Source organism: Agrobacterium sp. rho-13.3, assembly GCF_033957765.2.
In the GTDB taxonomy this organism is placed as follows: Bacteria; Pseudomonadota; Alphaproteobacteria; order Rhizobiales; family Rhizobiaceae; genus Agrobacterium.
Window position 1 is genome coordinate 2,537,694 of the sequence record NZ_CP192774.1, and the last position, 25,033, is coordinate 2,562,726.

Genomic DNA, 25,033 nt, shown 5'->3' on the forward strand with positions numbered 1-25,033 from the left:
GGTTAACGGCACCAAGCTTACCCACAGCCTATTCATGTGGACGACCGGAAAAAATTAACGCAATTTTTACCATTGAGACAAGGTGCTTCGACTCAATCCCACACAAAAAATCAGGCCCACACAAAAAATCCGCCAATAAACAAAAAACCCGGCACAAAGGCCGGGTTTCTCAAAGTGTCGATGGTGGCAGCAATCAGCCAGCAAGCTTTGCCTTGTCGAAGCGCTTGCGGTCGTTTGCGTCCAGGAACATCTTGCGCAGACGGATGGACTTTGGTGTCACTTCCATCAATTCGTCGTCCTGAATCCAGGAGAGCGCGCGGTCAAGCGTCATGCGGATTGGCGGTGTCAGCTTCACGGCTTCATCCTTGCCAGCGGCACGAATGTTGGTGAGCTGCTTGCCCTTCAATACGTTGACTTCGAGGTCGTTGTCGCGTGTGTGAATGCCGATGATCATGCCAGCGTAAACCTTTTCGCCTGGCTCGATCATCATCGGGCCGCGATCTTCAAGGTTGAACATGGCGTAAGCAACAGCTTCACCGGAACCGTTCGACAGCAGAACACCTTGGACGCGACCAGCGATAGCGCCCTTGAATGGCTGGTAGTCATGGAACAGACGGTTCATGATCGCCGTGCCGCGTGTGTCTGTCAGAAGTTCAGACTGATAGCCGATAAGGCCACGGGTCGGAGCGAGGAACTTCAGACGAACGCGGTTGCCGCCGGATGGACGAAGCTCGGTCATTTCAGCTTTGCGCTCAGACATCTTCTGAACAACGATACCGGAATGTTCTTCATCCACGTCGATGACGACTTCTTCGATCGGCTCGATGGTCTGGCCGTTCTCATCCTTCTGCATCACAACGCGAGGACGCGAAACGGCAAGTTCGAAGCCTTCGCGACGCATGGTTTCGATCAGAACAGCAAGCTGCAATTCGCCACGACCGGACACGAAGAACGAGTCCTTGCCTTCGGCTTCTTCGATCTTCAGCGCAACGTTGCCTTCGGCTTCCTTGTACAGACGGTCGCGAATAACGCGGGACGTCACCTTGTCGCCTTCGGTGCCAGCCAGCGGGCTGTCGTTGACGATGAAGGACATCGTCACGGTTGGCGGATCGATTGGCTGCGCCTTCATCGCTTCGGTGACGGAAGGGTCACAGAACGTGTCGGCAACCGTGCCCTTGGACAGACCAGCGATAGCGACGATGTCGCCTGCATGGGCTTCGTCGATGGCAGTGCGCTCGATGCCGCGGAATGCGAGGATCTTGGAAATACGACCTGTTTCGATCGTCTTGCCGTCCTGGCCCAGAACCTTGACAGCCTGGTTCGGCTTGATCGAACCGGAAGCGATACGACCAGTGATGATGCGACCGAGGAACGGGTTGGCTTCAAGGATCGTGCCGATCAGACGGAACGGACCTTCTTCAACTGTTGGCTCAGGAACGTGCTTCAGAACCAGATCGAGCAAAGGTGCAAGACCTTCATCCTTCGGGCCTTCCGGGTTGACGTTCATCCAGCCATCGCGACCAGAACCGTAAAGGATCGGGAAATCGAGCTGCTCGTCAGTTGCGTCGAGGTTTGCGAAGAGGTCGAACACTTCGTTGATGACTTCCTCATGGCGGCCATCCGGACGGTCGATCTTGTTGATCGCAACGATTGGGCGCAGACCAACCTTGAGAGCCTTGGACACCACAAACTTGGTCTGCGGCATTGGGCCTTCAGACGAGTCAACGAGAACGATCGCGCCGTCCACCATCGACAGAATACGCTCAACTTCACCGCCGAAGTCGGCGTGGCCGGGGGTGTCTACGATGTTGATGCGAACACCCTTCCACTCAACCGACGTCGCCTTGGCGAGAATGGTGATGCCGCGTTCTTTTTCGAGGTCGTTGCTGTCCATGACGCGTTCTGCAACGCGCTGGTTTTCGCGGAACGAACCGGACTGTTTCAGAAGCTCGTCAACGAGCGTCGTTTTGCCATGGTCAACGTGCGCGATAATCGCGATGTTGCGAATTGCCATTGTTCAAGATCTCTGAGGTTGGGCGCTATCAATTGAGTGTGCGCCAATTTAGTTTTGCGCGCTCATAACCTTTTTTTTGCAAATATGAAAGGGGGCCTATGACATAAGCCCCTTGCGAAAACGCTGTAGCAGAGTTGTGTGACCGTTTTTTACGACCGCAAAAGACCTCAAATGACCTGGTAAACGATGTCAGGCCGTAACCAGCCCCCGCTTTTTCAGCATAGCATCCGGGCTTGGCATCTTGCCGCGAAACGCCTTGTAGGTTTCTTCCGCGTCGACCGAGCCGCCAACCGAATAGATATTGTCTTTCAGTTTGCGCGCCAGGTCAGCGTCGAAAGCGTTGCCGGTTTCCTCAAATGCCGCAAAGGCGTCGGCGTCCAGCACTTCCGACCACATGTAGGAATAATAGCCGGCGGAATATCCATCGCCGGAAAACACATGCTGGAAATGCGGGGTGGCGTGGCGCATGACGATGGATTTCGGCATGTTGAGCGCCGCCAGAACCTCACCCTGCACCGCCATCGGGTCGGCAACCTCGCCACGCGTATGAAACGCCATGTCCACCAGCGCCGATGAGGTGAACTCAACCGTGTTGAACCCGGCATTGAATGTTTGCGCAGACAGAACCTTGTCCAGCAATGCCTTTGGCATCGGTGCGCCGGTTTCGTAATGCAGGGCGTATTTTTCGAGGATTTCAGGCACGGTCAGCCAGTGTTCGTAAAGCTGCGACGGCAGTTCCACGAAATCGCGGGACACGCCGGTTCCTGAAACGGATGGGTACGTGACGTTGGACAACATACCATGCAATGCATGTCCAAATTCATGGAACAGGGTGCGCGCATCGTCCAGCGAGAGCAGCGCGGGCTTGCCCTCCGACGGCTTGGCGAAATTGCAGACATTGTAGATGATCGGCAGTTCGCCGGTCACGCCGTTCTTCAAAGGCAATTTGTGCTGCGACTGGAATGAACTCATCCATGCACCCGAGCGCTTTGAAGGCCGGGCGAAATAATCGCCAAGGAACATCGCCGTGAGGTTGCCTTTTTCGTCACGAATTTCAAACGTCCGCACATCCGGGTGATAGGCCTTGGCACCTTTCAGCTCAAAGGCGCGAATGCCGAACAAACGCTCGGCCACATCGAAACTGGCTTCAATGATCTTTTCCAGTTGCAGATAAGGTTTCAGCTCGGCTTCGGAAAAACTGAATTTCTTTGCGCGCAGCTTTTCGGAATAATGGCGCCAGTCCCATGGCATAACATCGTGGTTCTTGCCTTCGTCGGCAATCAGCGTTGCCAGTTCGGCCTCTTCTTCGCTAGCCCGGGCTACGGCCTTTTCCCACACTTGGGTCAGCAGCGTGTTGACCGCATCCGGCGTTTTCGCCATCGTGTCATCCAGCTTGTAGGCGGCGAAACCCGCATAGCCCAAAAGCTTGGCCTTCTCCTCACGCAGTGCCAGCGTGCGTTTCACCGTCTCGCGATTGTCTGTTTCACCGCCGTTCTCACCCCGCGCCACCCACGCCTTGAAGGCCTGTTCGCGCAGGTCGCGACGCTCTGAGAACGTCAGAAACGGTTCAATGATCGAACGCGACAGCGTCACGGCAAATTTTCCATCTTCGCCATGCTCACGCGCAGCACCGGCCATCGCGTCGCGCAGGAAATCGGGAATACCGGCAAGCTCGTCGTCGGTGGACAGAAACAGTTTCCAGCTTTTTTCGTCGGCCAGAACATTCTGCCCGAATTTCGCGCCAAGCCCGGCAAGTTCCTCATTGATCGCGGCAAGCCTTTCCTGATGTGGCTTGGCAAGCCTGGCACCGGCGCGCACAAAACCCTTCCAGTGCCGTTCCAGCACGCGCAATTCCTCACCGGTGAGACCCAGCGTGTCGCGGTTTTCCCACAGCGTGTTGATGCGCTTGAACAGGGCTTCATTCATGCCGATCTTGGAATAATGCCGCGACATTTTGGGTGCAACATCGCGTTCCAGCGCCTGAATCTCCGGGTTGGTGTGCGCGCCAGCCTTGTTCCAGAACAGCGCCGAAACACGCGACAACTCATCCCCCGCTGTTTCCAGCGCAATGATGGTGTTGGCAAAGCTTGGCGTTTGCGCATCATCCGCAATCGCGTCGATCTCCAGATCATGTGCCGCTAGTGCCGAATCGAAAGCACCAGCAAAATCCTCGTCACGCACCGCCTCAAATCGTGGCAGACCGTTGGTGCCGTTCCATTCGGTCAGGGCGGGATAATGCGCGGCGGTGGATGTCATCGGTCAAGTCCTCATGCAGATGCGATTATTGAGGCATATGGGCATGACTGCCACCGCGTTTCAACTCTAAGGCCGCAAAACTATTTCTTTCCAGCCGGCCCAACGGCCTGGGCGAAGCTTGCCAGAAGGCCGCGGAAATTTTAGTAAGAAACACTTACGGAACAGGCGCGCCATGAACACCCCATCCGAAAAAGAATCGCTGGCGTTTTTGCTGAACAGCAGCACCCGCTTTTTAAACAGCGCTTTTGAACGGCGCATCAGCGAGGCGGGTCTGGGCCTGACACCGGGCGAGGCCCGCGCCCTTTTGACGGTTGCCTCCATCAATGGCAGCAAACAGGCGGACATCGCCGCGCGGATCGGCCTGGAGCCTATGACGGTCTGTACCTATCTCGACAAGCTGGAGCAGCTCGATCTGGTGGAGCGCAGGCCCAACCCGGATGATCGCCGCTCCAAATGTATTTTTCTGACGGAAATATCGTCGGATCTGCTCATCGCCGTGCGTGCCGAAGTCGATAGCCTCATCAATCAGGCGACCGATGGTTTCAGCCAAAGCGATATCGCCAAATTTCATGATCTCCTGACGATCGTGCAGAAAAACCTGCAATTGTCCGTCGGCGACAAGAACAAGCAAAACCCGGAATGACCAGCACCGCCCCCATCATGTCGGTTCGCCGCACGGCCATGCTCGGCGCGATGTTGACGGCTCTCGGCCCTGTTTCCATGGCGATCTACACGCCTGCCATGCCGGAACTGGTGAGGGCATTTGCCACCACCGAATCCGCTATCAAAATGAGCCTGACGCTCTATTTCGGCGGCTTTGCCATCGCGCAGCTTGTGTCCGGCGCAATGTCCGATGCTTTCGGTCGGCGCAAGGCAACCATTGCTTTTCTGCTGATTTATCTGGCCGGCGGACTTCTGGCTGCCTTTGCGCCCAATGTCGACGTTTTGCTGGCAGCACGTCTCATTCAAGGGATAGGCGCATCGGTGGGTGTCACCGTTGCCCGTGCCGTGGTGCGGGATCAGTTCAGCGGCGCTCAGGCGACCGGCATCCTCAACCTCATTGGCATCATGCTGGCGGTTGGCCCGGCGGCAGGCCCGACAATCGGCGGCCTGTCACTACTGGCCTTTGGCTGGCAATCGGTCTTTGTGCTGATGCTGGTCTTCGGGCTGGTATCGGTTATCACCATCGTGCTTTGTCTACGAGAAACGACGATCCCGGACCCAACCCGCCTTTTTCCATCACGGCTGCTGAGTGCTTACCGCGAACTTCTGGCCTCGCCACGTTTTCTGCTTTCGGCGCTGGTGCTGGGCGGTTCGGTCGGCGCGCTCTTTGCGCAATCGACGATGCTACCGTTCGTGCTGATCAACGAGGTTGGCCTTTCACCAACCGCCTTTGGAGTGGGAATGCTGATGCAATCCGGCTCCTATTTTACGGGGTCGATAGCCTTGCGCTTCATTGCGCGCAGGATCGGCAATCGCCACGCGGCATTGATCGGGATTTGCATGTCGGCAACAGGGGGTGTGCTGATTTTCCTGTCCATCCATTTCATTCCAGCGTCGTTCCTATCCGTTATGGCACCGGTTGGCGTGGCGACATTCGGGCTGGCACTGATAACGCCCTACATCATCACCGCTGGCATGGCTCCCTTCCCGCATATTGCAGGGTCGGCCTCCGCCATGATGGGCTTTATCCAGATGAGCGCTGGGTTTACGGCAGGCGTCGCAGCCTCTTTGCTCGGTTCGCCGCTGACGAGCTTCGGCACCATTATCCCGTTGATGGAATTGAGCGCAGTCGCCAGCTACATTGCGTTTGAGATCATCATCCGCAAGCAGACATGAAAAAGCCCCGGAGAACCGGGGCTTTGAACTTTGTATCACCGCAGACGCTTATTTTGTCAGATTGCGCTTTGCCAGCGTGCGCAGGCGAAGGGCGTTGAGCTTGATGAAGCCCGCAGCGTCCTTCTGGTCGTAAGCGCCCTGGTCGTCTTCGAACGTCACCAGCTTGTCGGAATAGAGCGACTTTTCGCTCTCACGACCGATGACCATGACATTGCCCTTGTAGAGCTTCAGCGTCACTTCACCGTCGACATGTTCCTGGCTCTTGTCGATCAGCGCCTGCAACATTTCGCGCTCTGGCGAGAACCAGAAGCCGTAATAGATCAGCTCGGCGTAACGCGGCATGATCTCGTCCTTGAGATGCGCTGCACCACGGTCGAGCGTGATGGATTCGATGGCGCGGTGCGCTGCCAGCAGGATTGTGCCACCCGGTGTTTCGTAAATACCACGGCTCTTCATGCCAACGAAGCGGTTCTCGACCAGATCGAGACGGCCGATACCGTTGTCACGACCGTAATCGTTCAGCGTCGCAAGGATCGTCGCAGGCGACAGTTCGACGCCGTTGATGGATACCGCGTCACCCTTGCGGAAACCGACCTTGATGATGGTTGCCTTGTCCGGGGCTGCTTCCGGCGAAATGGTGCGCATGTGCACATATTCCGGCGCTTCCACCGCTGGGTCTTCCAGAACCTTGCCCTCGGACGACGAGTGCAGCAGGTTGGCGTCGACGGAGAACGGAGCCTCACCCTTCTTGTCCTTGGCAACAGGGATCTGGTGCTGTTCCGCAAAGTTCAACAGGTCGGTGCGGCTCTTGAACTCCCAGTCGCGCCAAGGCGCGATGATCTTGATGTCGGGGTTCAAGGCATAGGCCGAAAGCTCGAAACGAACCTGATCGTTACCCTTGCCGGTCGCACCGTGGGCAATCGCGTCAGCGCCGGTCTTTTTGGCGATGTCGATGAGGTGCTTGGAAATCAGCGGGCGGGCAATCGATGTGCCCAGCAGATAAACGCCTTCGTAAACGGCGTTGGCGCGGAACATCGGGAAGACGAAATCGCGCACGAACTCTTCGCGTACGTCTTCGACATAGATTTCCTTGATGCCCAGCAGCTCAGCCTTTTTGCGCGCTGGCTCAAGCTCTTCGCCCTGGCCGAGATCTGCGGTGAAGGTTACGACTTCCGCACCGAGTTCGGTCTGGAGCCATTTGAGGATGATCGAGGTATCAAGCCCGCCGGAATAGGCGAGAACGACTTTCTTAACGTCTTTCGGAAGTGCCATCAGTGAAATCCATTTGCGTGCCGGCGAAGATCGGAACTCGCCATTTCCTTGGGAATGCGGCACTTTTAGCGGGTTTCTCTTTTGTTGCAACAAAAATGCAAATGTGAAGACAGATGGAACGCTTTCATCGCCCTGTGACTTAAAAGGCTAAAAATACTAAACTTCACACCGCGTAACGAAAACGCATGGTTCCATGGGACGTCACTGCCGGAGATTTGAAGCGGTAGTGAAAAGGAGAAACCAATGACGACACTTCACCCCGCATTCGTTGAGGATAACGTGGCCGTTGTCACCGGTGCCGCTTCCGGCATCGGCCTGGCTTCTGCGCACAGGTTTGCAAGCTTCGGCATGAGCGTCGTGCTGGTCGATCTGGACGGCGAGAAACTGGCCGCCGCGCAGCGCGAGATTGCCGAACGCACGGAAGATGGCGAGGCAAAAATCGTCGCAATTCCGACCGATGTGTCCAAACTGGAGGAGCTGGAGGCGCTGGAACGCGCCGTCATCCAGCGCTTCGGGCGTGTGCATGTGTTGATGAACAATGCAGGCGTTCAACCCGGCAGCGCCATTTTCGGGCCGCAAGCCAACTGGGAAAAGGTTCTGGGCGTCAATCTTTTCGGCGTTGTGAATGGCAGTCGTGTGTTTGGTTCAGGCATGGTCACACACGGTGAGCCGGGGCTTATCATCAACACCGGCTCCAAACAGGGCATCACCACACCGCCGGGTGATCCAGCCTATAATGTCTCCAAGGCCGGCGTCAAAGCCTTCACCGAGGCGTTGCAGCATGAGCTTCGCAATACAAAGAACGGTGCAATCTCAGCCCATCTGCTGATCCCCGGTTTCGTTTTCACCGGCCTGACTGCCAATGGCCGGACCGAAAAACCATCGGGCGCTTGGACGCCGGAAGAAACGGTGGACTTCATGGTCGACAGCATCAGAAATGGTGATTTCTACATCCTCTGCCCGGATGGTGAGGTGGACCGCAAGACCGACGAAAAACGCATTCTCTGGGCCGCAGCCGACATCGTGGAAAACCGCCCGCCCCTGTCGCGCTGGCACGAAGACTTCACGGATGATTTCAAGTCGTTTTTGAACGGCTGAACATTCGTTTGAACCAGCAGTTGGCAGGCTTTGGAAACGGCGTTATGAACATGCATCAAACCTTTGCGAGTGGTGCTGCCGTGGATTTCATACCAAGCCTGCCAACCCTGATTGCCTTTACCATTGCTATCCTGCTTCTGGCCGTCACACCCGGCCCGGACATGACGCTGTGGATCAGCCGGTCACTGCGCGAGGGCCGGACATCCGGCTTCATGACACTGATCGGCACCAATCTTGGCATTACCGTCCACACCCTGCTCGTTGCCTTCGGCGTGGCGGCGCTCATCGTTGCTTCTCCCACTGCTTTCATGGTGCTGAAAACGGGCGGCGCTGCCTATCTCGTCTGGCTGGCCATTCAGGCCATCCGCAAGGGCTCGAACTTTGTGATGGAACGCCCGAAAGAGCTGAAGACACAAAGCTCCAAGAGTGCAGCTTTGTTGAACGGCGTGTGGGTCAATCTTCTCAACCCAAAGGTCATCATCTTTTTCATGACCTTCCTGCCGCAATTCGTCAGCGCGTCTGATCCACATGTCACCGGCAAGCTGATCTTCCTCGGCCTGTGGTCGATCATCGTCGCTCTGCCCATCGGTATTGGCATTGTCGTGGCGGCGGATGGTCTGTCCGGCTGGTTGCAACGCAACCGCAAGGTTCTGCGCGGGCTAGATTATACGATTGCCGGGGTCTTTTCGATTTTCGCGATCAAAATTTTCTTCACGCAGGCGAAATAGCGGCTTGGCGACCCTTTGGGCTTGTGGCGGGATGAAGTGATGCGGCACGATGACCTGAACACTTTGATAGGCCGCGTTGCATTGTCGGACCGCAAAGCATTTGTTTCACTTTATAAACAAACGAGCCCGAAACTTTTTTCCATATGCCTGCGTATACTCAAAGACCGGACGGACGCCGACGAGGCGCTGCAAGAGGTCTATGTCAAGATTTGGCAGCGTGCTCGATTGTTCTCGGCCATGGCCGGTACGCCAGAAAGCTGGCTGGCAACGGTTGCGCGCAATCAGTCCATCGACATGATCCGCATGCGCAAACCCATCGCCAGCGAACTGGACGACGTGCCTGATCTGGCAGACGGTTCACCGGACCCGGAGCAGGCGACTTTGAACAGAGATATGGGTCGCAGCATCGACCTGTGCCTTGCAGAACTGGAAGACAGCCGTGCAGACGCCGTGAGGCACGCCTACCTGGATGGCATGAGCTATCAAGAGCTTGCAGAGCGTTACGCGGTGCCACTGAATACGATGCGGACATGGTTGAGGCGCAGCCTCATCAAACTCAAAGAGTGCATGGAGAGATGACGGCATCCGAGCAAAATAACGGGGAAACACCCCGCGATGAGGTGATAGCCGCAGAATATGTTCTGGGCGTTCTGTCCTCTGACGACCGCAAACAGGTCGAAAAACGCATTGTTGCCGATGATGCTTTCGCACGTCTCGTACAGGGTTGGGAGACACATTTTTCCGGCCTGAACAGCGCCTATGAGCCAGTTGCACCGCCTGCTGCCATATTGCCGCAGATCGAAAAACGACTGTTCGGCGCTCCAGAGGAAACACGCGGTCTTTTCCCCGGACTGTGGGGTTCACTCGCCTTCTGGCGCGGCATGACGGCCACGACGACCGCTGCTGCCGCAGTCGCTTTGGTCATCACCACCGTCAATGTACCGCAGCAGCCAACACGCATGTCCTACATGGCCGAACTGTCTTCACCGGATGTCCCGATGGCGGTGATGGTCGCATACAATGCGCAATCGGGAAAAATGGTGCTGACGCCGATGGCCTCCGGCGGCACCGAACAGAAGTCGCTCGAACTCTGGCTGGTGAATGCAGACGGAACGCCGCGTTCTCTGGGCGTCATCGATCCGCATAAGGATGCGGAAATGGTCGTTCCCGTGGAAATGCGCGATCAGCTTCGCGATGGCATGACCCTTGCGGTCAGCCTTGAGCCTTACGGCGGTTCTCCCACCGGCAAGCCGACCGGTCCGGTTCTGGCCAGCGGCACCACACGCCAACTGTAAGCTCAAATCTTTTCTTAATCTTTTTTTAAAAAGATTTGCCGCGGCTGAAACTTCGTGTGAACACCATCCGTACTTCCTCATGTACCGGATACGTCACTTGCAAAAACGCATGTGACGATTGGCGGACCAGAGGAGAAAACGCCATGATAAAGTCCAGCCTGCGCACACTCGCGCTTGCAGCAGCCGTTTCCACCGTTGCATTCGCAGCGCAAGCCAAAAACCCGATGGTTGGCGGCGCCGCGATGTACGAAAATAAGAACATCGTCGAAAACGCTGTAAACTCCAAGGATCACACCACATTGGTTGCTGCCGTAAAGGCTGCCGGACTGGTGGAAACTTTGCAGGGCAAAGGCCCGTTCACCGTTTTCGCTCCCACCAATGAAGCTTTCGCCGCCCTGCCAAAAGGCACGGTAGAAACGCTGCTAAAGCCTGAGAACAAGGCAAAGCTCACAAAAATTCTCACCTGTCACGTCGTTGCGGCTGACGCCATGTCCTCAGCCATCGAAAAGATGATCAAGGACGATAACGGCACACACGACGTGAAAACCGTTGGCGGCTGCGTGCTGAAAGCCAAATACGACATGAAAAAAATCACGTTGACCGACGAAAACGGCAACGTCGCGCATGTCACCATCGCTGACGTCAAGCAGTCGAACGGCGTCATCCACGTTATCGACAAGGTCTTGCTGCCAAAAATGTAATTTGTATCGGTGCAAGAAAAAACGCCGTGCGTCCTCATGGATGCACGGCGTTTCTGTGACGTCGGATATTATCCGATCAGCAATTCATCGTCATCGATGGTCTGTCCGCGTATCTTGCGGAACATCTCGATCAGGTCTTCCACCTGTAGACCCTTGCGGCTTTCGCCAGACACATCCAGCACGATCTCGCCGCCATGCAGCATGATGGTGCGGTCACCGTAATCCAGCGCCTGGCGCATGGAATGCGTCACCATCAGCGTGGTCAGCTTGCGCTCTTCCACCACTTTCTGGGTCAATTGCATCACGAATTCCGCCATGCCGGGATCAAGCGCTGCCGTGTGTTCGTCGAGAAGCAGAACATCAGAACCGGCCAGCGTGGCCATGACCAGCGAAACCGCCTGCCGCTGACCGCCAGAAAGCAGGTCCATGCGGTCTTTCAGACGATTTTCCAGCCCGAGGTTCAGCGATGCTATCCGCTCCTTGAAGAAAGCGCGTCGCCCGCCACCAAGAGCGGGAAGAAGCCCGCGCGTTTTTCCACGCGCCGCAGCCAGTGCGAGATTTTCTTCAATGGTCAAAGCGCCACAGCTTCCCGCCAATGGGTCTTGAAACACACGGGCAACCTGGCCTGCACGGCTTGCGGTGGGCTTGCGCGTGACGTCCACGCTGCCAATCGTTACCTTGCCGGCTGTGGGCAGAACATCCCCCGCCAGCACGCCGAGCAATGTCGATTTTCCCGCCCCGTTCGAGCCGATAACAGTGACGAACGAACCGTCTTCGATGGTCAGATCGATCTTGGCCAGCGCCTGTTTTTGCAGCGGTGTGCCACGTCCGAAAATAACCTGAATATCGGAAAGCGAAATCATGATGTTGCTCCCCCACGGCGCAGGCGCGGCAGGATCAGCGCAACGGCGACCAGTACGGCGGTGACAAAATTGAGGTCGGAGGCTTTCAGGCCAAGCGCGTCGCTGGACAGTGCAAGCTGGATAGCCAGACGATAAGCAATCGAACCCAGAACACAGCCGATCAGCGCAATCAGAATTCCACGCGCCCCAAACAGTGTCTCACCGATGATAACGGCGGCAAGACCGACAACGATGGTGCCGACACCGGCAGTCACATCGGCAAAACCATTGGTCTGTGCAAACAGGGCACCACCAAGCGCCACCAGCGCATTGGAAAGCGCCATACCGAGATAGATCTGGTTGCCCGTCTTGATACCCTGTGCCCGCGACATACGTGCATTCGCGCCGGTTGCCCGCATCGCAAGGCCCGCGTCGCTTTCCAGAAAACGCCAGACGAGAATAACGGCGATTAAAACCAGCGAACCGACGAACAATGGGCGCACCAGATATTCTGCCAGACCGAGCCCGTAAAACGGCTCAATCACCGTTTCCTGATTGAGCAGCGCGATATTCGGCTTGCCCATCACCCGCAGGTTCACGGAAAACAGCGCGATCATGGTCAGGATCGAGGCCAGAAGATTGAGGATTTTGAACCGGACATTCAGCACCGCCGTCACCATACCGGCAGCGGCTCCCGCGACCATTGCGATACCCGTGGCCAGCCAAGGGTTCAGCCCCGCGACGATCAGCACGGCTGCCACCGCGGCACCGAGCGGAAACGATCCGTCCACGGTCAGGTCCGGAAAGTCGAGCACGCGGAATGCGAGATAAACGCCGATAGCGACAAAGGCAAAAACCAGCCCCAGTTCGACGGCACCCCAGAAGGCGATTTGGCTCACGAGATAAGTCCTTGGTTTACCCGCCGCATACCAGATTGTGTCGGCTGGGATAGCAAAAGTGCCGCACGCATGCGGCACTCAAGATTGATTGCAAAGTTTTCCTCCGTCATCCCGGACCTGATCCGGGATCCAGTGCGATCAAGTCCTTGATCGCAGGAGACTCTTTCTCGCCGCAGACGCGGCGAACTGGATTCCGGCTCAAGGCCGGAATGACGGAAATATTTTAGTCGATGATCTTTGTCGCACGCTTCGTCACCGCCTCAGGGAACGTCACGCCAGCCTTGGCAGCAGCCGTCTTGTTGAGAACCAGATCAGTGCCAACAGCCACAGTCGCCGGAATCTCGCCAGCCTTCTCACCCTTGAGGATGCGAACCACGACAGCGCCGGTCTGTTTGCCAACATCGAAATAGTTGAAGCCGAGAGCGGCAACAGCGCCACGCGCAACGGAATCCGTATCGGCAGCAAACAATGGAATCTTGGCTTCGGACGCAACACCGGCAGCGGCTTCAAAAGCGGAAACGATGGTGTTGTCGGTCGGAACGTAGATCACGTCTGCCTTGCCCACCAGCGCACGGGTTGCGCCCTGCACTTCGGCAGATTTCGTCGCGACGGATTCAACGACCTTCAAGCCAGCCTTTTCTGCTTCAGCCTTCAAAAGCGCCAGCGTGGAAACGGAGTTGGCTTCGGCAGAGTTGTAGATGTAGCCTATCGTCTTGGCGTTAGGGACGATTTCCTTGATCAGCGCCAGATGCTCGTTGACCGGCAGCGCATCGGAAAGACCCGTCACGTTGCGACCAGGCTTTTCCATGGACTTCACCAGCTGCGCGCCGACAGGATCGGACACGGCGGTGAAGACCACAGGAATATCGCGGGTCGCAGCAGCGACGGCCTGCGCTGATGGTGTGGAAATCGGCACGATGACATTAGGCGCATCACCAACGAACTGGCGGGCGATCTGTGCTGCCGTGCCGGGGTTGCCCTGCGCGGACTGGTAGACGAATTTCAGATTTTCGCCTTCCTTGTAACCTGCTTCTGCCAGTGCAGCCTTGACGCCGTCACGGGCCGCGTCGAGCGCTGGATGCTCAACGATGGCGGTAACGGCAACGGTAACGTTTTCTGCCTTGGCAGGCAGAGCAATGGCCGTGGCCGTGGCAAGTGCCAGAATCAATGAGCGCATGGGTATCCTCCGATTGTTTTCTCTTTTCCCGCTCTCTTTAAGAAAGGGTTAAGTCGAAATCAATCGCACAAGTCTGAACTGACCAATCAATTCTTTTTAAGTCATCGGACCGAAAAGTGCGAAGCGGTTTTCGGATAATCCGATGCGTCGGGAAAAATGTCAGTCGTCCGCGCCGTGATTGGCGATCATCATGGCTTCGAAAGCCATCCGCTCGGTCTTGCGCATACGCTCGGATTCAGACTTCAACTGCCCGCAAGCCGCCAGAATGTCCCGTCCACGCGGCGTGCGGATTGGCGAAGCGTAACCTGCGTGATTGATGAAATCCGCGAATTTCTCGATCTGTTCCCAGTCCGAACACTGGTAATTTGTGCCCGGCCACGGATTAAACGGAATGAGGTTGATCTTGGCCGGAACGCCCTTGAGCAGTTGCGTCAACATCTTGGCGTCTTCCAAACTGTCATTGACGTCCTTCAGCATCACATATTCAAAGGTGATACGGCGGGCGTTCGAGACACCGGGATAGTTGCGGCAGGCTTCGATCAGCTCTTTCAGCGGATATTTCTTGTTGATCGGCACCAGCATGTCGCGCAGGTCGTCGCGCACGGCGTGCAGCGAGATCGCCAGCATCACGCCGATTTCATCGCCCGTGCGGAAAATTTCCGGCACGACGCCCGAGGTGGACAGCGTCACGCGGCGCTTGGACAGAGACAGGCCATCGCCATCGGTCGCAATCAACAGCGCCGTCTTCACATGCTCGAAATTATAAAGCGGCTCGCCCATGCCCATCATCACGATGTTGGAGACCTTGCGGCCTTCCGCTGGCATGATCGTGCCCTGCGGCGCTTCGCGGTCTGGAAAATCGCCCAGTCGATCACGCGCCACGAGAAGCTGCGCCAGAATTTCTTCCGCCGTCAGGTTGCGCACCAGGCGCTGCGTGCCGGTGTGACAGAAGGAGCAGGTCAGCGAGCAGCCGACCTGGCTCGAAATGCACAGCGTGCCACGACCTTCTTCGGGAATATAAACGGTTTCGATTTCCACCGGACGACCAGCGCCACGCGGCGGAAAGCGCATCAGCCACTTGCGGGTGCCATCGTTGGAGACCTGCTCCTCGACGATCTCAGGGCGGGCGATGGTGAAATGGCTTTTGAGCTTTTCGCGCAGGTCTTTCGCCACATTGGTCATGTGGTCGAAATCGGAGACGCCGCGCACGTAAAGCCAGTTCCACAACTGGCTGACGCGCATCTTCGCCTGCTTCTGCGGAACGCCGACGTCCAGCAGCGCATCCGCCATCTCTTCGCGCGTCATGCCAATCAGCGTCGGCTTGCCGGACATGGCATCGCTGTTGGATACCATCGGGTGTTTAATTGCCAAACCGGCAGTCGCTTCCAGTACGGACATCGTCCTCTTATCCCATGATCCATTGCAGAGCGGAACCAGCCCGAAAGAGAGGCTGAAATTCGTTTGCATGTCGAGAAAAAATCAAAGGCGAACGGCTTTTCGCACGAGCACCTGTCTATGTTGCCGGGCCTTTAGCATCAAAACAGCCAAAACGCAAATGGCCGGTCAATGACCGGCCACTCCAAAATTCGATATGACAAGCTTACTTGCAGGTTTCAATCTGCTTGAAAGCAGCCGAAATGCCGGACAGCGAATAGGAATAGGACGTTGCCGTGCCACGAAGGGATACGGCTTTCACCGTCATCGACTTGCCGGTCTTCATCGCGGCGACGAGGGCTGGCTCTTCAGCAGCGTTCTCGACCCAGGCGGCCTTGTCCTTGGTAAACATCACAAACGTCTTGTTGTCGATGATCACATTGACTTTGGAACCTTCTTTCAGCGTATAGCCGACCATCGCTTGCGGCTCATAGGAGATATTCTGGCCCGGACGCTGTGATACGATGAAGAAGATATCGCCGTGATCAACGCTGGCTGGCTCCTTGGCCGTGGGGATGGAAAGAACATAGCAAACGGTGCTTTTACCCGACTTGTACGAATAGGCACCCCAAGCATTGAACTGCTGGATGCGCGTGGGCGACTGTGCAGATGCTACACTGATGCTGGCCAGCAAAATGGCGACTGCGGTTGCTACACTTCTTACAAACATTGAATTTCCTGCCGGGTTTAGTGTCTTCCAGTTGGCCGAATGGGCTATGCCGGGCCGATGCTACCGCGTTTAACGATCTTTCAGATCGCGATACGCTTTAGTGTTTTTTGCTTTTCGCATGTCGTTGTCGCAAAACCGCTTCACACTTTTGCGCGACATGCTGCGTTAAGTCCGTCATCCTGATAATGGCTAAAGATCGGTTACCAAACCGTCAACGCCAACGTTAAAATCCGAGAATTGCACTGCTGTGTAACAGAATGGCGACGTTTCACGTCGTTGCGAAGCAAACACAGACGTGCTTGCGTCATCAGCACTGACACAAGAATTCAGGCAAGAATTTGTCAGTCTTTATAACAGCTTCAAACAAAGCATCACAGAGCCGTTACTCTGTCTTCAACCGCTCGATTGCGGCGTCGGCCGCTTCGTAGTGTTCCATTTTGATATGGGCGCGGATCATCGCAAGCGCTGCCGTCAACACGGCAATGTCATCGGTAAAACCAACCACGACAAAGATATCAGGCACCACATCGACGGGCAGGATGAAATATCCAAGGGCGGCCAGAAGAATACCCTTGGCGCGAAGCGGTGTCTCGCGGTCCATTGCGCAGTAATAAGCTGCCGCCGCATCGCGTGCGAAGGGCACCTTGCTCATCACCCGCTTCAACTTCGGCCAGAATTTGGCGCGAACGTCATGTTCGCGCTTCTCCTGCGTGTCCGGCTCACCCGGCAGAAGAATTTCACCGATTTTCACGTCATCCATTGTCGTGTGCCCTTTGATCATAAACTGAATATAGGGGACGGGCCGCCTTGTTCAATCACTTCGGCCCGCCGAAGCCTTCTGCATGGCCGTTGCCAGAAGAATGTCGCGTTCGGTAATGCCCTGAGAATCATGCGTCGTCAGGCACACTTTCACCCGCGAATAAACATTCGACCATTCGGGATGGTGATTGAGCTTTTCAGCCACCAGCGCGCATTCCGCCATAAAACCGAAGGCCTCCGCAAAGTTGGAAAATTTGAACGCCCTGACGATGGCAAGACCGTCCTCTCGCAAAGACCAACCCTCCAGCTTGGCAAGCTCACTATCAATGGCGTCTTTATCGAGTTTGGGATATTTCATGAACAGTCCTTTTCATTGGTACGGGTATATGAAACGCACAGCAGTCCTATTTGTTTGCATGGGAAATATTTGCCGCTCGCCGTTGGCGCAGGGCATCTTCTCACATCTTGTCGAAAAACAGCAAATTCGCGAGCGTTTCACGATCGACTCCGCCGGAACCGGCGGCTGGCATGCGGGAAATCCACCCGACCCCCGATCCATCGCGATTGCACACCGTCACGGCATCGATATTTCAGGCCAGAGCGCCCGGCAAATCCACCAGGCCGATTTCGAAATCTTCGATCTCATCCTTGCTATGGATGAGGATAATCTGGCTCGGCTCCGCGCATCATGCCCGGAGCAACACAGACATAAACTACATCTCTTCAGCCACTATGCGTCCGGTCGCCGCGAAAGCGTCCCGGACCCCTATTACGGCAGCGAAGACGGCTTTCAGACCGTCTACAACATGCTCTTTGATGGATGCATATCCGTACTGGAAAAGATGGGGTTGGGCCGCGCCTCGTGAAGAGGAAAGGCCTCTTCCACGATGTAAGGTCCACCACCGACCGATTCCTTGGATGACATCAGCACGAAACGCCCGACCTTGAACGGCGAAGTGCGAAAATCACCTCTTCCAGAGAGATAATGCACCACATCATCCAGTCTGGAGTTTCGGAGCCGCGCCAGTGTGACGTGCGGCGTAAACTTGCGCGGGTCTGGCGGCAGGCCCAGACGCTGGCAGATACGCTCGATTTCTCCTTGCAACGCCGTCATTTCCGCAGAGGCCGAAACACCGGCCCAAATGGAGTGCGGTTTTTTGGAGCCGAACGACCCTATGCCCGTCAGATTGACCTGAAATTCAGGTCTATCGATGCGGTCTAACCTGTTCACCACCTCATCGGCAGTGCGACCGTCGATATCTCCGATAAAGCGCAGAGTTACGTGGTAATTCTCCACATCAATCCACCGGGCACCCGGCAGACCACCGCGCAACAATGAAAGGCTCATCGCCGCATTGCGCGGAATTTCGAGGGCGGTAAACAGTCTCGGCATGGCGAGCTCCCCGAATCTCTTGGCAGAACAAGTACAGCGAATCATGCAACGCTGTCTGGCGCAAGCGCTTATTTTTTTTGCGCACTGATACCGTTAATGAACGCAGTTACCGTGGGCATCGATTTGTCGACCATCACACCTATACCCTTGGTATTGGGATGCATTCTGTCTTCCAGTTGCAGACTTTCATCCAGCACGACGCCATCCAGAAAGAACGGGTAAAGCGGCAAGCCATGCTTTTCCGCAAGGCGTGGATAGATAGCATTGAACTTTTGGGCGTAATCATCGCCCATATTCGGCGGCGCCATGATGCCCACCAGAAGCACCGGAATATTGCGCGTCTTGAAACCTGTAATCATGGTTTCAAGGTTCTTTTCCGTGTCATCGGGAGAAATGCCGCGCAGCGCGTCATTCGCGCCAAGCTCGAGGATCACTCCGTCCGCTCCATCCGGCACGGACCATTCCGCCCGCGCCAATCCGCCAGAGCTTGTGTCACCCGAAACGCCGGCATTGGTGATGGTCACATCAACGCCCTTGGCCTTCAGGGCGGTCTCAAGCTGGGCGGTGTAACTGTCTGTCGGCGGCAGTTGATAACCGGCCATCAGACTGTCGCCTAAACCCACCAATTGCAGTGTGCGGCCTTGCGCCTGCACCACCGTTGCCGACAGCAGGGCGGAGCAAATGACAATGAATTGAGCGGCTACGGCTTTAAAACGCATGACGGCTTCCCTAATTTGTCTGGCAGTATCCGAAAAATCTCATTTTCCGTAAGACGACCCTTCTCCCTATATATAGGAACGTAAATTGTGACGAAAAGCATCATTGAGCTAAACAAGGCCGATCTCACCTTGGGGAATGCCGCCGCGTCCGTTCACGTTCTCAAAACCATCGATCTGAGAATAGGCGAAGGCGAAGCCGTTGGTATCGTTGGGCCTTCCGGCTCCGGCAAATCCACGCTTCTCATGGTTTTGGCCGGGCTGGAGCGTCTGGATAGCGGCGCAATCACAATTGCGGGAACCGAGCTTCACAAGCTGGGGGAAGACGCCCTTGCCGAATTTCGCGGCAAGAATGTCGGCATCGTTTTCCAGTCATTCCACCTCATCGCCAATATGACGGCGCTGGAAAATGTCGCCGTACCGCTGGAATTGGCCAATGTCGCCAATGCTTTCGACATCGCAAAAAAAGAACTTGTCGCCGTTGGCCTTGGCGAACGCCTCAACCATTATCCCGGCCAGCTTTCCGGTGGTGAACAGCAGCGCGTGGCCATTGCCCGCGCCCTTGCCCCCTCGCCCGCCGTGCTGATTGCCGATGAACCAACCGGCAATCTGGACACCGACACTGGCAAACAAATTGCCGATCTTTTGTTTTCCAAACAGGCCGAGCGCGGCATGACGATGATCCTCGTCACGCATGATGCCTCGCTTGCCGCCCGCTGCTCGCGCCAGATCAAGGTGCGCTCTGGCCAGATCGAAGGCGATAGCGCCAAAACTGCCGCCATCCAGGCGGTTTCCGCATGAGCCTGGTACCGTCACTGTTCAACATTCGCAACGCGCTGCGTCTTGCCCGGCGGGAAATCCGCGGCGGCTTTCGCGGTTTTTACATTTTCCTCGCCTGCATTGCGCTTGGCACCGGCGCAATCGCTGCGGTGAACTCCGTGTCCCGCGCCATCACCAGCTCCATCGCCACCCAAGGTCAATCCATTCTGGCCGGTGACGTAAGGTTTGAGCTTCGCAATCGTGAGGCAACAGCGGAAGAACGCGCCTATCTGGATAGCCTCGGCCAAGTGGCCGTCTCCACCGGCCTGCGCTCCATGGCCCGCCTTGCCGATGGGTCGCAACAAACGCTTGCGGAAGTGAAAGCCGTCGATGGCGCCTACCCGCTGTTTGGCGATTTTGCCGCAGAACCCGCCGCGCCGCTCCCGCAATTGCTGGCAAAACAGGGTGAGACCTACGGCGCGGTCGCAGCACCGCTGCTGCTGGAGCGGCTTGGCATCAAGATCGGCGATGAATTGCTGCTCGGCAATGTCCGCTTGAAGCTCAGCGGAACCGTCGTCGACGAACCGGATGCCCTGTCGGACGGGTTCGGTTTCGCGCCACGTCTGCTGCTCAGTCGCGATGCGCTTTTCGCATCGGGCCTTGTCCAGACCGGCAGCCTTGTCGAACATGCCTATAAAATCCGCCTCACCGACACGTCGAAACGCGCCACCATCACCGAAGACACCAACCGCGAATTCCCCAATGCGGGCTGGTCCATCCGCACCAGCGACCGCGCCGCACCGTCGCTGACGGAAAACGTCAATCGTTTCTCGCAATTCCTCACACTGGTCGGCCTTACCGCGCTCATCGTCGGCGGCGTGGGCGTTGCCAATGCGGTGCGCGCTTTTCTGGATTCCAAACGCACCACCATCGCCTCGCTCAAATGCCTTGGCGCACCAGCCAGCGTGGTGACGATGACCTATCTGTTCCAGATCGCTTTCATCGCCTGTATCGGCATCGCCATCGGCCTAGCGCTCGGTGCCATCACGCCGCTGATCGCCATGCGGTTCCTGGAAGGCGTTTTGCCGGTGCCGGATGAGCTGGCCTTCTACCCGGTCGCATTGTTCCTTGCAGCCCTCTTCGGTCTGCTGACCACACTCGCCTTCGCCGTTCTGCCTTTGGGCCAAGCCCGCGAAGTACCCGCCACGGCGCTGTTCCGCGAACAGGGCTTTGAAGAAAACAAGCTGCCCTCCTGGCCCTATCTCGTCACCACTGCCATTCTTCTGGCGGCGCTGGCCGGGCTGGCCATCTTCTCGGCGGAAGAGCGTTTTATCGCTTCCGTTTTCCTCGCCGCCGTTGCCTTTGCCTTCGTTGTGCTGCGGCTGGTGGCGTGGGGCATCAAGGCCATTGCCAAACGAAGCCCGCGTGTTCATTCCGCAGCACTGCGCCTTGCCATCGGCAATATCCACCGCCCCGGCGCGCTGACCCCATCCGTTGTCCTGTCACTTGGCCTTGGCCTGACCCTTCTGGTGACGCTGACGCTGATCGACGGAAACCTGCGGCGTGAACTGACCGCCAATCTGCCGGAACGCGCCCCGAATTTTTTCTTCGTCGATATTCAGGGCACCGAACGCGATGGTTTCCGCAGCCTCGTTCAACGCGAAGCACCGGAGGGCACGCTAACCGAAGTGCCGATGCTGCGTGGCCGTATTCTGGCGCTCAACGGGCAGGACGTCACGAAAATCGACGTGCCGCCATCCGGCCGCTGGGTTCTGCGCGGCGACCGTGGCATCACCTATGCGCAGGACATGCCGGAGAACGCCAAGCTGGCATCCGGCACATGGTGGGACAAGGATTATAGCGGCGAACCGCTCGTCTCCTTCGCCGCCGAAGAAGCGGGTGAACTTGGCCTGACCATTGGCGATAGCGTTACCGTCAATGTTCTGGGTCGCAACATCACCGCCAAGATCGCCAATCTGCGTGATGTGCAGTGGGAATCGCTGTCGCTTAATTTCGTCATGGTGTTTTCGCCCAACACCTTCCGCGGTGCGCCTCACGCTTGGCTGGCAACACTGGCCGATCCTTCTGCGACACCTGCCAAGGAAGGTGAAATTCTGCGCGCCGTCACCAACGCCTATCCCACCATCACCAGCGTCCGGGTGAAAGATGCGCTCGATGTGGTCAACCGTCTGGTCGATCAGCTCGCCACCGCCATTCGCGCCGCCGCTGCTGTTGCCCTCATTGCTTCGGTTCTGGTTCTGGCCGGTGCGCTGGCTGCGGGCAACCGCGCCCGCACGCATGATGCCGTCATTCTGAAAACACTCGGCGGCACCCGTTCCATGCTCATCCGCGCTTTTTCTTACGAATATATGATGCTCGGGTTGGCAACGGCGGTCTTTGCGCTGTTGGCGGGTGGCGTCTCCGCATGGTTCGTCATCGCCCGCATCATGAAGCTGCCATCCAGCTTTCTGCCGGATGTCGCCGTTGGCACCATCGTCGTCGCACTGGTCATGACGGTCGGCATTGGCCTCATCGGCACATGGCGCATTCTGGGGCAGAAAGCCGCGCCTGTGCTGCGGCAGGCGGGCGAATGAGAGAGCGGATGGGTTACGACTGAACTTTAACGATTAAATGGCGATCATGATCGCCAAAACGTTATCGATTTTCGCGCATACGGTGTTTTTTCGTTTCTGAAAGCTCTTGTAACTGAAACAGGATACCATCATATTCTTTGCTAGGCTTGCTGTAGCTCCGCAGCGGCGCCTGGGATATAGTCGGAACGACGTCACATCCCGACACCGTAGCAATTCGGAGCTCAAAAGAGGAAACAATGGCTGACTTCAACAACTACCAGAACCGTGTGGCCCAGGGCCGTGCACAATCTGGTGCGGAGATCGATGCAGGTCTACGCGCCTACATGGTCAAGGTTTATAACCTCATGGCGCTTGCGCTGGTCATCACCGGTGTAGCTGCTTTCGGCATGGCGTCCCTCGCGACGACAAACGACCCGTCTCTCGCTGTCGCGACTCTCCCGAATGGCACGATGCTAACCTCGCTTGGAGCGCTGGTTTATGGCTCTCCATTGCGTTGGGTCGTTATGCTCGCTCCTATCGGTCTGGTGCTCCTGCTGAGCTTCCGCATTCAGAAGATGAGCCTTCCCGCTGCACAGGCAACCTTCTGGGGTTATGCCGCGCTGATGGGTCTGTCCCTGTCGTCGATCTTCCTGGTTTACACAGGCCAGAGCATCGTCCAGACATTCTTCATCACGGCTGCTTCGTTCGGCGCGCTGTCGCTTTACGGCTATACCACGAAGAAGGATTTGTCCGGTCTCGGCTCGTTCCTGATCATGGGTCTGTTCGGCCTCATCATCGCGTCGATCGTCAACATCTTCTTGCAGTCGTCGGCCATGGGCTTTGCGATCTCCGCCATCGGCGTGTTGATCTTTGCTGGTCTTACCGCCTATGACACGCAGAAGATCAAGGAAATGTATTTCGATGGTGACGACGTTGTCGCGGCTGGCCGCAAGGCCATCATGGGTGCCCTGACGCTCTACCTCGACTTCATCAACCTCTTCACGTTCCTTCTTCAGTTCCTGGGCAACCGGAACAACTAAGAAGATCGAAATAGAATAGGAAAAGGCGGCTCTCGGGCCGCCTTTCTTGTTGCCTTGTAATCGCGCCGATCACTCGATCAGTTTCAGAACCTTGTCGAACACCTTCAAAACCTGCGGCAACTCATGACCGCGTTTCAGAATACGCCCGTCGGTATTCACCACGCTGAACGCGCCCTGTTTCGCTGCCAGCTTTGGATCTTTCTCAATGCGAAACAGCGGCATTTCGCCAGACCGTTTGAACACCGAAAAAACCGCCTTGTCTTTCAGGTGATCGATGGCGTAGTCGCGCCACTCGCCCTCGCCCACCATGCGCCCGTAAATGCGCAAAATGGCATCCAGCTCGCGGCGATGAAAGGTGATCGGCAGAACGTCCTTGCTCTGCTTGTATTCCCGAAGGTCGATGACGGATGAGCTATCTCTTTGAGATGAAGTTGCGCGCTGCAAATCCGGCTTATCAGTCATCAAGCAACCTCGCTCAACTGCAAATGACGGTTATGCGACAGTCTGACCTTGCAATGGAGAAATTGCAAGCCTCGTTGACGCATCCTGAAAAGCACGACGCGGTAATCATTTAGGCAAGCAGCACCGGTGCAATTGCCCTATTTCGGTCAAATCATGGCCCGAATTGAGTGGAATATTGCTATTGTCAATTGATGCCTCGGCACCAACATGACCCGGTCCGGTGCATTGACCCTTTACCCCCAGCCCCCAATGCCCGGATCGGATCTCCTGACCCACAGATGTGGGCAACTTATCAATCCGATGGTAGAAGCACGCTGGCGCCGATAATGGCGGCTGGATTGCCTTGGGCGTCCGTGGTCTGCAACAGAACCGCGCAGCCACCATTTTTCGCCTTGCTCATAACACTTGCAGGCAGCTTCACGGTCATCGATGATCCGTTCCACATTCCCACCGTCTGAACATCATAAACGCTGTGCCAGTAGGAAATTTTCTTGCCCTGGTTTTCACCCTTCTGCACGTCCACGATCTGCTCGCGTGTGAAATAGGCCACCACGACATCCGCCTTGCCTTGACCGGCACCGATATCGATCTCGATTTCGTCACTCAGGCGCTGCGCCTTCACAGGCACATTCAGGCCCTCGCCCGCATTCTTGAAACTATCGAGCTTTTTGTAGATCGCCTGTATATCCGCGCCCTTGACGTGGTCGCGACCGTTGACAACGGCTTGTGGGGTGTAGACGTTGTTGCGCCCTAGAGCGCGCGCATATCCATATTGCCGCTCGGTATTTTCCTTGGATGCCAGCGAATCCGCCCAGCCCAGATAATTCCAGTAATCGACGTGATAGGACAAGCCGACAACATCGCCCTTCTGAATGAGTTTGCGCAAAGTCTCGTCAGCAGGCGGGCAGGATGCGCAGCCTTGCGATGTAAAAAGCTCCACAACGCCCTTCAACTGTTCTTGCGCATAGGCTGACGACCCGGCAAATGCACCAAGCAAGCATAGGGAAAGACCAAATTTCAAAGGGCCATATCTGAGAGGCCCATATTTCAACGGCATTGCGAAAACCTTTGTCTGGACGCTTATCCAGACCATTGATGCAATCAAT

Annotated in this window: 25 protein-coding genes; 11 read left to right on the forward strand and 14 right to left on the reverse strand. The window is 56.5% G+C overall.

From position 1 onward, the window contains the following. Window positions 1-193: 193 nt before the first annotated feature. Both typA and RMR16_RS12410 read right to left on the reverse strand, forming a co-directional pair. The gene (gene typA, locus RMR16_RS12405; RefSeq protein ID WP_320201374.1) at window positions 194-2,014 is read right to left on the reverse strand and encodes a translational GTPase TypA; all 1,821 of its coding nucleotides are present in this window, start codon (window positions 2,012-2,014) and stop codon (window positions 194-196) included. Window positions 2,015-2,203: 189 nt separating this feature from the next. Then, window positions 2,204-4,270 (reverse strand): M3 family metallopeptidase, encoded by a 2,067-nt coding sequence (locus tag RMR16_RS12410; RefSeq protein WP_320201373.1) that lies wholly within the window; start codon window positions 4,268-4,270, stop codon window positions 2,204-2,206. 172 nt (window positions 4,271-4,442) lie between these two features. On the opposite strand from RMR16_RS12410, the gene RMR16_RS12415 reads away from it, so the two are divergent. Together RMR16_RS12415 and RMR16_RS12420 are read left to right on the forward strand one after the other, a co-directional pair. After that, entirely contained in the window at window positions 4,443-4,913 is a 471-nt protein-coding gene (locus RMR16_RS12415) for a MarR family winged helix-turn-helix transcriptional regulator (protein WP_320201372.1), read from the forward strand. Between the two features lie 17 nt (window positions 4,914-4,930). After that, the gene (locus RMR16_RS12420; RefSeq protein ID WP_413786038.1) at window positions 4,931-6,109 is read left to right on the forward strand and encodes a multidrug effflux MFS transporter; all 1,179 of its coding nucleotides are present in this window, start codon (window positions 4,931-4,933) and stop codon (window positions 6,107-6,109) included. Between the two features lie 48 nt (window positions 6,110-6,157). Here RMR16_RS12420 and RMR16_RS12425 read toward each other — a convergent pair whose 3' ends face one another. Then, entirely contained in the window at window positions 6,158-7,381 is a 1,224-nt protein-coding gene (locus RMR16_RS12425; RefSeq protein WP_320201370.1) for an argininosuccinate synthase, read from the reverse strand. Between the two features lie 243 nt (window positions 7,382-7,624). On the opposite strand from RMR16_RS12425, the gene RMR16_RS12430 reads away from it, so the two are divergent. From RMR16_RS12430 to RMR16_RS12450, 5 genes are all read left to right on the forward strand, one after another. Continuing rightward, window positions 7,625-8,479: an SDR family NAD(P)-dependent oxidoreductase gene (locus RMR16_RS12430; RefSeq protein WP_320201369.1), complete on the forward strand. Its 855-nt coding sequence runs from the start codon at window positions 7,625-7,627 to the stop codon at window positions 8,477-8,479. An 80-nt stretch (window positions 8,480-8,559) separates the two neighbouring features. Next, the gene (locus RMR16_RS12435; RefSeq protein WP_320201468.1) at window positions 8,560-9,207 is read left to right on the forward strand and encodes a LysE family translocator; all 648 of its coding nucleotides are present in this window, start codon (window positions 8,560-8,562) and stop codon (window positions 9,205-9,207) included. 39 nt (window positions 9,208-9,246) lie between these two features. Further along, a complete protein-coding gene (locus tag RMR16_RS12440) occupies window positions 9,247-9,786 on the forward strand; it encodes a sigma-70 family RNA polymerase sigma factor (protein ID WP_320201368.1) in 540 nt (179 codons plus the stop codon). Beyond that, entirely contained in the window at window positions 9,783-10,502 is a 720-nt protein-coding gene (locus tag RMR16_RS12445; protein WP_320201367.1) for an anti-sigma factor, read from the forward strand. Before RMR16_RS12440 ends, RMR16_RS12445 begins: the two co-directional genes overlap by 4 nt. 143 nt (window positions 10,503-10,645) lie before the next feature. After that, entirely contained in the window at window positions 10,646-11,203 is a 558-nt protein-coding gene (locus RMR16_RS12450) for a fasciclin domain-containing protein (RefSeq protein ID WP_320201366.1), read from the forward strand. Window positions 11,204-11,271: 68 nt separating this feature from the next. Here RMR16_RS12450 and RMR16_RS12455 read toward each other — a convergent pair whose 3' ends face one another. From RMR16_RS12455 to RMR16_RS12485, 7 genes are all read right to left on the reverse strand, one after another. Next, window positions 11,272-12,066 (reverse strand): ABC transporter ATP-binding protein, encoded by a 795-nt coding sequence (locus tag RMR16_RS12455; protein WP_320201365.1) that lies wholly within the window; start codon window positions 12,064-12,066, stop codon window positions 11,272-11,274. Then, the gene (locus RMR16_RS12460) at window positions 12,063-12,944 is read right to left on the reverse strand and encodes an ABC transporter permease (RefSeq protein WP_320201364.1); all 882 of its coding nucleotides are present in this window, start codon (window positions 12,942-12,944) and stop codon (window positions 12,063-12,065) included. Before RMR16_RS12460 ends, RMR16_RS12455 begins: the two co-directional genes overlap by 4 nt. A 223-nt stretch (window positions 12,945-13,167) precedes the next feature. Beyond that, window positions 13,168-14,121: an ABC transporter substrate-binding protein gene (locus RMR16_RS12465; RefSeq protein ID WP_320201363.1), complete on the reverse strand. Its 954-nt coding sequence runs from the start codon at window positions 14,119-14,121 to the stop codon at window positions 13,168-13,170. Window positions 14,122-14,280: 159 nt separating this feature from the next. Next, on the reverse strand, window positions 14,281-15,474 hold the full coding sequence (gene rlmN, locus RMR16_RS12470; RefSeq protein WP_413786037.1) for a 23S rRNA (adenine(2503)-C(2))-methyltransferase RlmN: 1,194 nt from the start codon (window positions 15,472-15,474) through the stop codon (window positions 14,281-14,283). Window positions 15,475-15,721: 247 nt separating this feature from the next. Further along, a complete protein-coding gene (locus RMR16_RS12475) occupies window positions 15,722-16,225 on the reverse strand; it encodes an invasion associated locus B family protein (RefSeq protein ID WP_320201361.1) in 504 nt (167 codons plus the stop codon). Window positions 16,226-16,607: 382 nt separating this feature from the next. After that, a complete protein-coding gene (locus RMR16_RS12480) occupies window positions 16,608-16,985 on the reverse strand; it encodes a YkvA family protein (RefSeq protein ID WP_320201360.1) in 378 nt (125 codons plus the stop codon). A gap of 51 nt (window positions 16,986-17,036) precedes the next feature. Then, window positions 17,037-17,342 (reverse strand): 4a-hydroxytetrahydrobiopterin dehydratase, encoded by a 306-nt coding sequence (locus tag RMR16_RS12485; RefSeq protein WP_320201359.1) that lies wholly within the window; start codon window positions 17,340-17,342, stop codon window positions 17,037-17,039. Between the two features lie 28 nt (window positions 17,343-17,370). Here RMR16_RS12485 and RMR16_RS12490 point away from each other — a divergent pair, with 28 nt between their 5' ends. Next, window positions 17,371-17,850 (forward strand): low molecular weight protein-tyrosine-phosphatase, encoded by a 480-nt coding sequence (locus RMR16_RS12490; protein ID WP_320201467.1) that lies wholly within the window; start codon window positions 17,371-17,373, stop codon window positions 17,848-17,850. Here the strand turns inward: RMR16_RS12490 and thpR are convergent. Together thpR and RMR16_RS12500 are read right to left on the reverse strand one after the other, a co-directional pair. Beyond that, on the reverse strand, window positions 17,784-18,377 hold the full coding sequence (gene thpR / locus RMR16_RS12495; RefSeq protein WP_320201358.1) for an RNA 2',3'-cyclic phosphodiesterase: 594 nt from the start codon (window positions 18,375-18,377) through the stop codon (window positions 17,784-17,786). The genes RMR16_RS12490 and thpR overlap by 67 nt on opposite strands. A 68-nt stretch (window positions 18,378-18,445) precedes the next feature. Then, on the reverse strand, window positions 18,446-19,096 hold the full coding sequence (locus RMR16_RS12500) for an arylesterase (RefSeq protein WP_320201357.1): 651 nt from the start codon (window positions 19,094-19,096) through the stop codon (window positions 18,446-18,448). Between the two features lie 87 nt (window positions 19,097-19,183). On the opposite strand from RMR16_RS12500, the gene RMR16_RS12505 reads away from it, so the two are divergent. The 3 genes from RMR16_RS12505 (at window position 19,184) to RMR16_RS12515 (ending at window position 23,465) form a co-directional block, all read left to right on the forward strand. Then, a complete protein-coding gene (locus RMR16_RS12505; RefSeq protein WP_320201356.1) occupies window positions 19,184-19,894 on the forward strand; it encodes an ABC transporter ATP-binding protein in 711 nt (236 codons plus the stop codon). Beyond that, entirely contained in the window at window positions 19,891-22,446 is a 2,556-nt protein-coding gene (locus RMR16_RS12510) for an ABC transporter permease (RefSeq protein WP_320201355.1), read from the forward strand. Before RMR16_RS12505 ends, RMR16_RS12510 begins: the two co-directional genes overlap by 4 nt. 236 nt (window positions 22,447-22,682) lie before the next feature. Then, window positions 22,683-23,465, forward strand: a complete 783-nt coding sequence (locus RMR16_RS12515) for a Bax inhibitor-1/YccA family protein (protein ID WP_320201354.1) — start codon at window positions 22,683-22,685, stop codon at window positions 23,463-23,465. Between the two features lie 69 nt (window positions 23,466-23,534). On the opposite strand, the gene RMR16_RS12520 is transcribed toward RMR16_RS12515, so the two are convergent. Together RMR16_RS12520 and RMR16_RS12525 are read right to left on the reverse strand one after the other, a co-directional pair. Next, a complete protein-coding gene (locus RMR16_RS12520; RefSeq protein WP_320201353.1) occupies window positions 23,535-23,927 on the reverse strand; it encodes a DUF2794 domain-containing protein in 393 nt (130 codons plus the stop codon). 292 nt (window positions 23,928-24,219) lie between these two features. Further along, window positions 24,220-24,984 carry a DUF1223 domain-containing protein gene (locus RMR16_RS12525; RefSeq protein ID WP_320201352.1) on the reverse strand — a complete coding sequence of 255 codons (765 nt, stop codon included), beginning with the start codon at window positions 24,982-24,984 and terminating at the stop codon, window positions 24,220-24,222. Window positions 24,985-25,033: the final 49 nt, after the last annotated feature.

Bases quoted from the DNA above. Each gene is read 5' to 3' on its own strand.
- RMR16_RS12440 (WP_320201368.1), top strand. From the start codon at position 9,247: ATGCGGCACGATGACCTGAACACTTTGATAGGCCGCGTTGCATTGTCG.
- RMR16_RS12490 (WP_320201467.1), top strand. From the start codon at position 17,371: ATGAAACGCACAGCAGTCCTATTTGTTTGCATGGGAAATATTTGCCGC.
- RMR16_RS12465 (WP_320201363.1), bottom strand. From the start codon at position 14,121: ATGCGCTCATTGATTCTGGCACTTGCCACGGCCACGGCCATTGCTCTG.
- RMR16_RS12500 (WP_320201357.1), bottom strand. From the start codon at position 19,096: ATGCGTTTTAAAGCCGTAGCCGCTCAATTCATTGTCATTTGCTCCGCC.
- RMR16_RS12420 (WP_413786038.1), top strand. From the start codon at position 4,931: ATGTCGGTTCGCCGCACGGCCATGCTCGGCGCGATGTTGACGGCTCTC.
- RMR16_RS12510 (WP_320201355.1), top strand. From the start codon at position 19,891: ATGAGCCTGGTACCGTCACTGTTCAACATTCGCAACGCGCTGCGTCTT.
- RMR16_RS12485 (WP_320201359.1), bottom strand. From the start codon at position 17,342: ATGAAATATCCCAAACTCGATAAAGACGCCATTGATAGTGAGCTTGCC.
- RMR16_RS12525 (WP_320201352.1), bottom strand. From the start codon at position 24,984: ATGCCGTTGAAATATGGGCCTCTCAGATATGGCCCTTTGAAATTTGGT.
- RMR16_RS12410 (WP_320201373.1), bottom strand. From the start codon at position 4,270: ATGACATCCACCGCCGCGCATTATCCCGCCCTGACCGAATGGAACGGC.
- RMR16_RS12430 (WP_320201369.1), top strand. From the start codon at position 7,625: ATGACGACACTTCACCCCGCATTCGTTGAGGATAACGTGGCCGTTGTC.
- RMR16_RS12415 (WP_320201372.1), top strand. From the start codon at position 4,443: ATGAACACCCCATCCGAAAAAGAATCGCTGGCGTTTTTGCTGAACAGC.
- RMR16_RS12515 (WP_320201354.1), top strand. From the start codon at position 22,683: ATGGCTGACTTCAACAACTACCAGAACCGTGTGGCCCAGGGCCGTGCA.
- thpR (WP_320201358.1), bottom strand. From the start codon at position 18,377: ATGCCGAGACTGTTTACCGCCCTCGAAATTCCGCGCAATGCGGCGATG.
- RMR16_RS12425 (WP_320201370.1), bottom strand. From the start codon at position 7,381: ATGGCACTTCCGAAAGACGTTAAGAAAGTCGTTCTCGCCTATTCCGGC.
- RMR16_RS12450 (WP_320201366.1), top strand. From the start codon at position 10,646: ATGATAAAGTCCAGCCTGCGCACACTCGCGCTTGCAGCAGCCGTTTCC.
- RMR16_RS12480 (WP_320201360.1), bottom strand. From the start codon at position 16,985: ATGGATGACGTGAAAATCGGTGAAATTCTTCTGCCGGGTGAGCCGGAC.
- typA (WP_320201374.1), bottom strand. From the start codon at position 2,014: ATGGCAATTCGCAACATCGCGATTATCGCGCACGTTGACCATGGCAAA.
- RMR16_RS12520 (WP_320201353.1), bottom strand. From the start codon at position 23,927: ATGACTGATAAGCCGGATTTGCAGCGCGCAACTTCATCTCAAAGAGAT.
- RMR16_RS12445 (WP_320201367.1), top strand. From the start codon at position 9,783: ATGACGGCATCCGAGCAAAATAACGGGGAAACACCCCGCGATGAGGTG.
- RMR16_RS12475 (WP_320201361.1), bottom strand. From the start codon at position 16,225: ATGTTTGTAAGAAGTGTAGCAACCGCAGTCGCCATTTTGCTGGCCAGC.
- rlmN (WP_413786037.1), bottom strand. From the start codon at position 15,474: ATGGTATCCAACAGCGATGCCATGTCCGGCAAGCCGACGCTGATTGGC.
- RMR16_RS12455 (WP_320201365.1), bottom strand. From the start codon at position 12,066: ATGATTTCGCTTTCCGATATTCAGGTTATTTTCGGACGTGGCACACCG.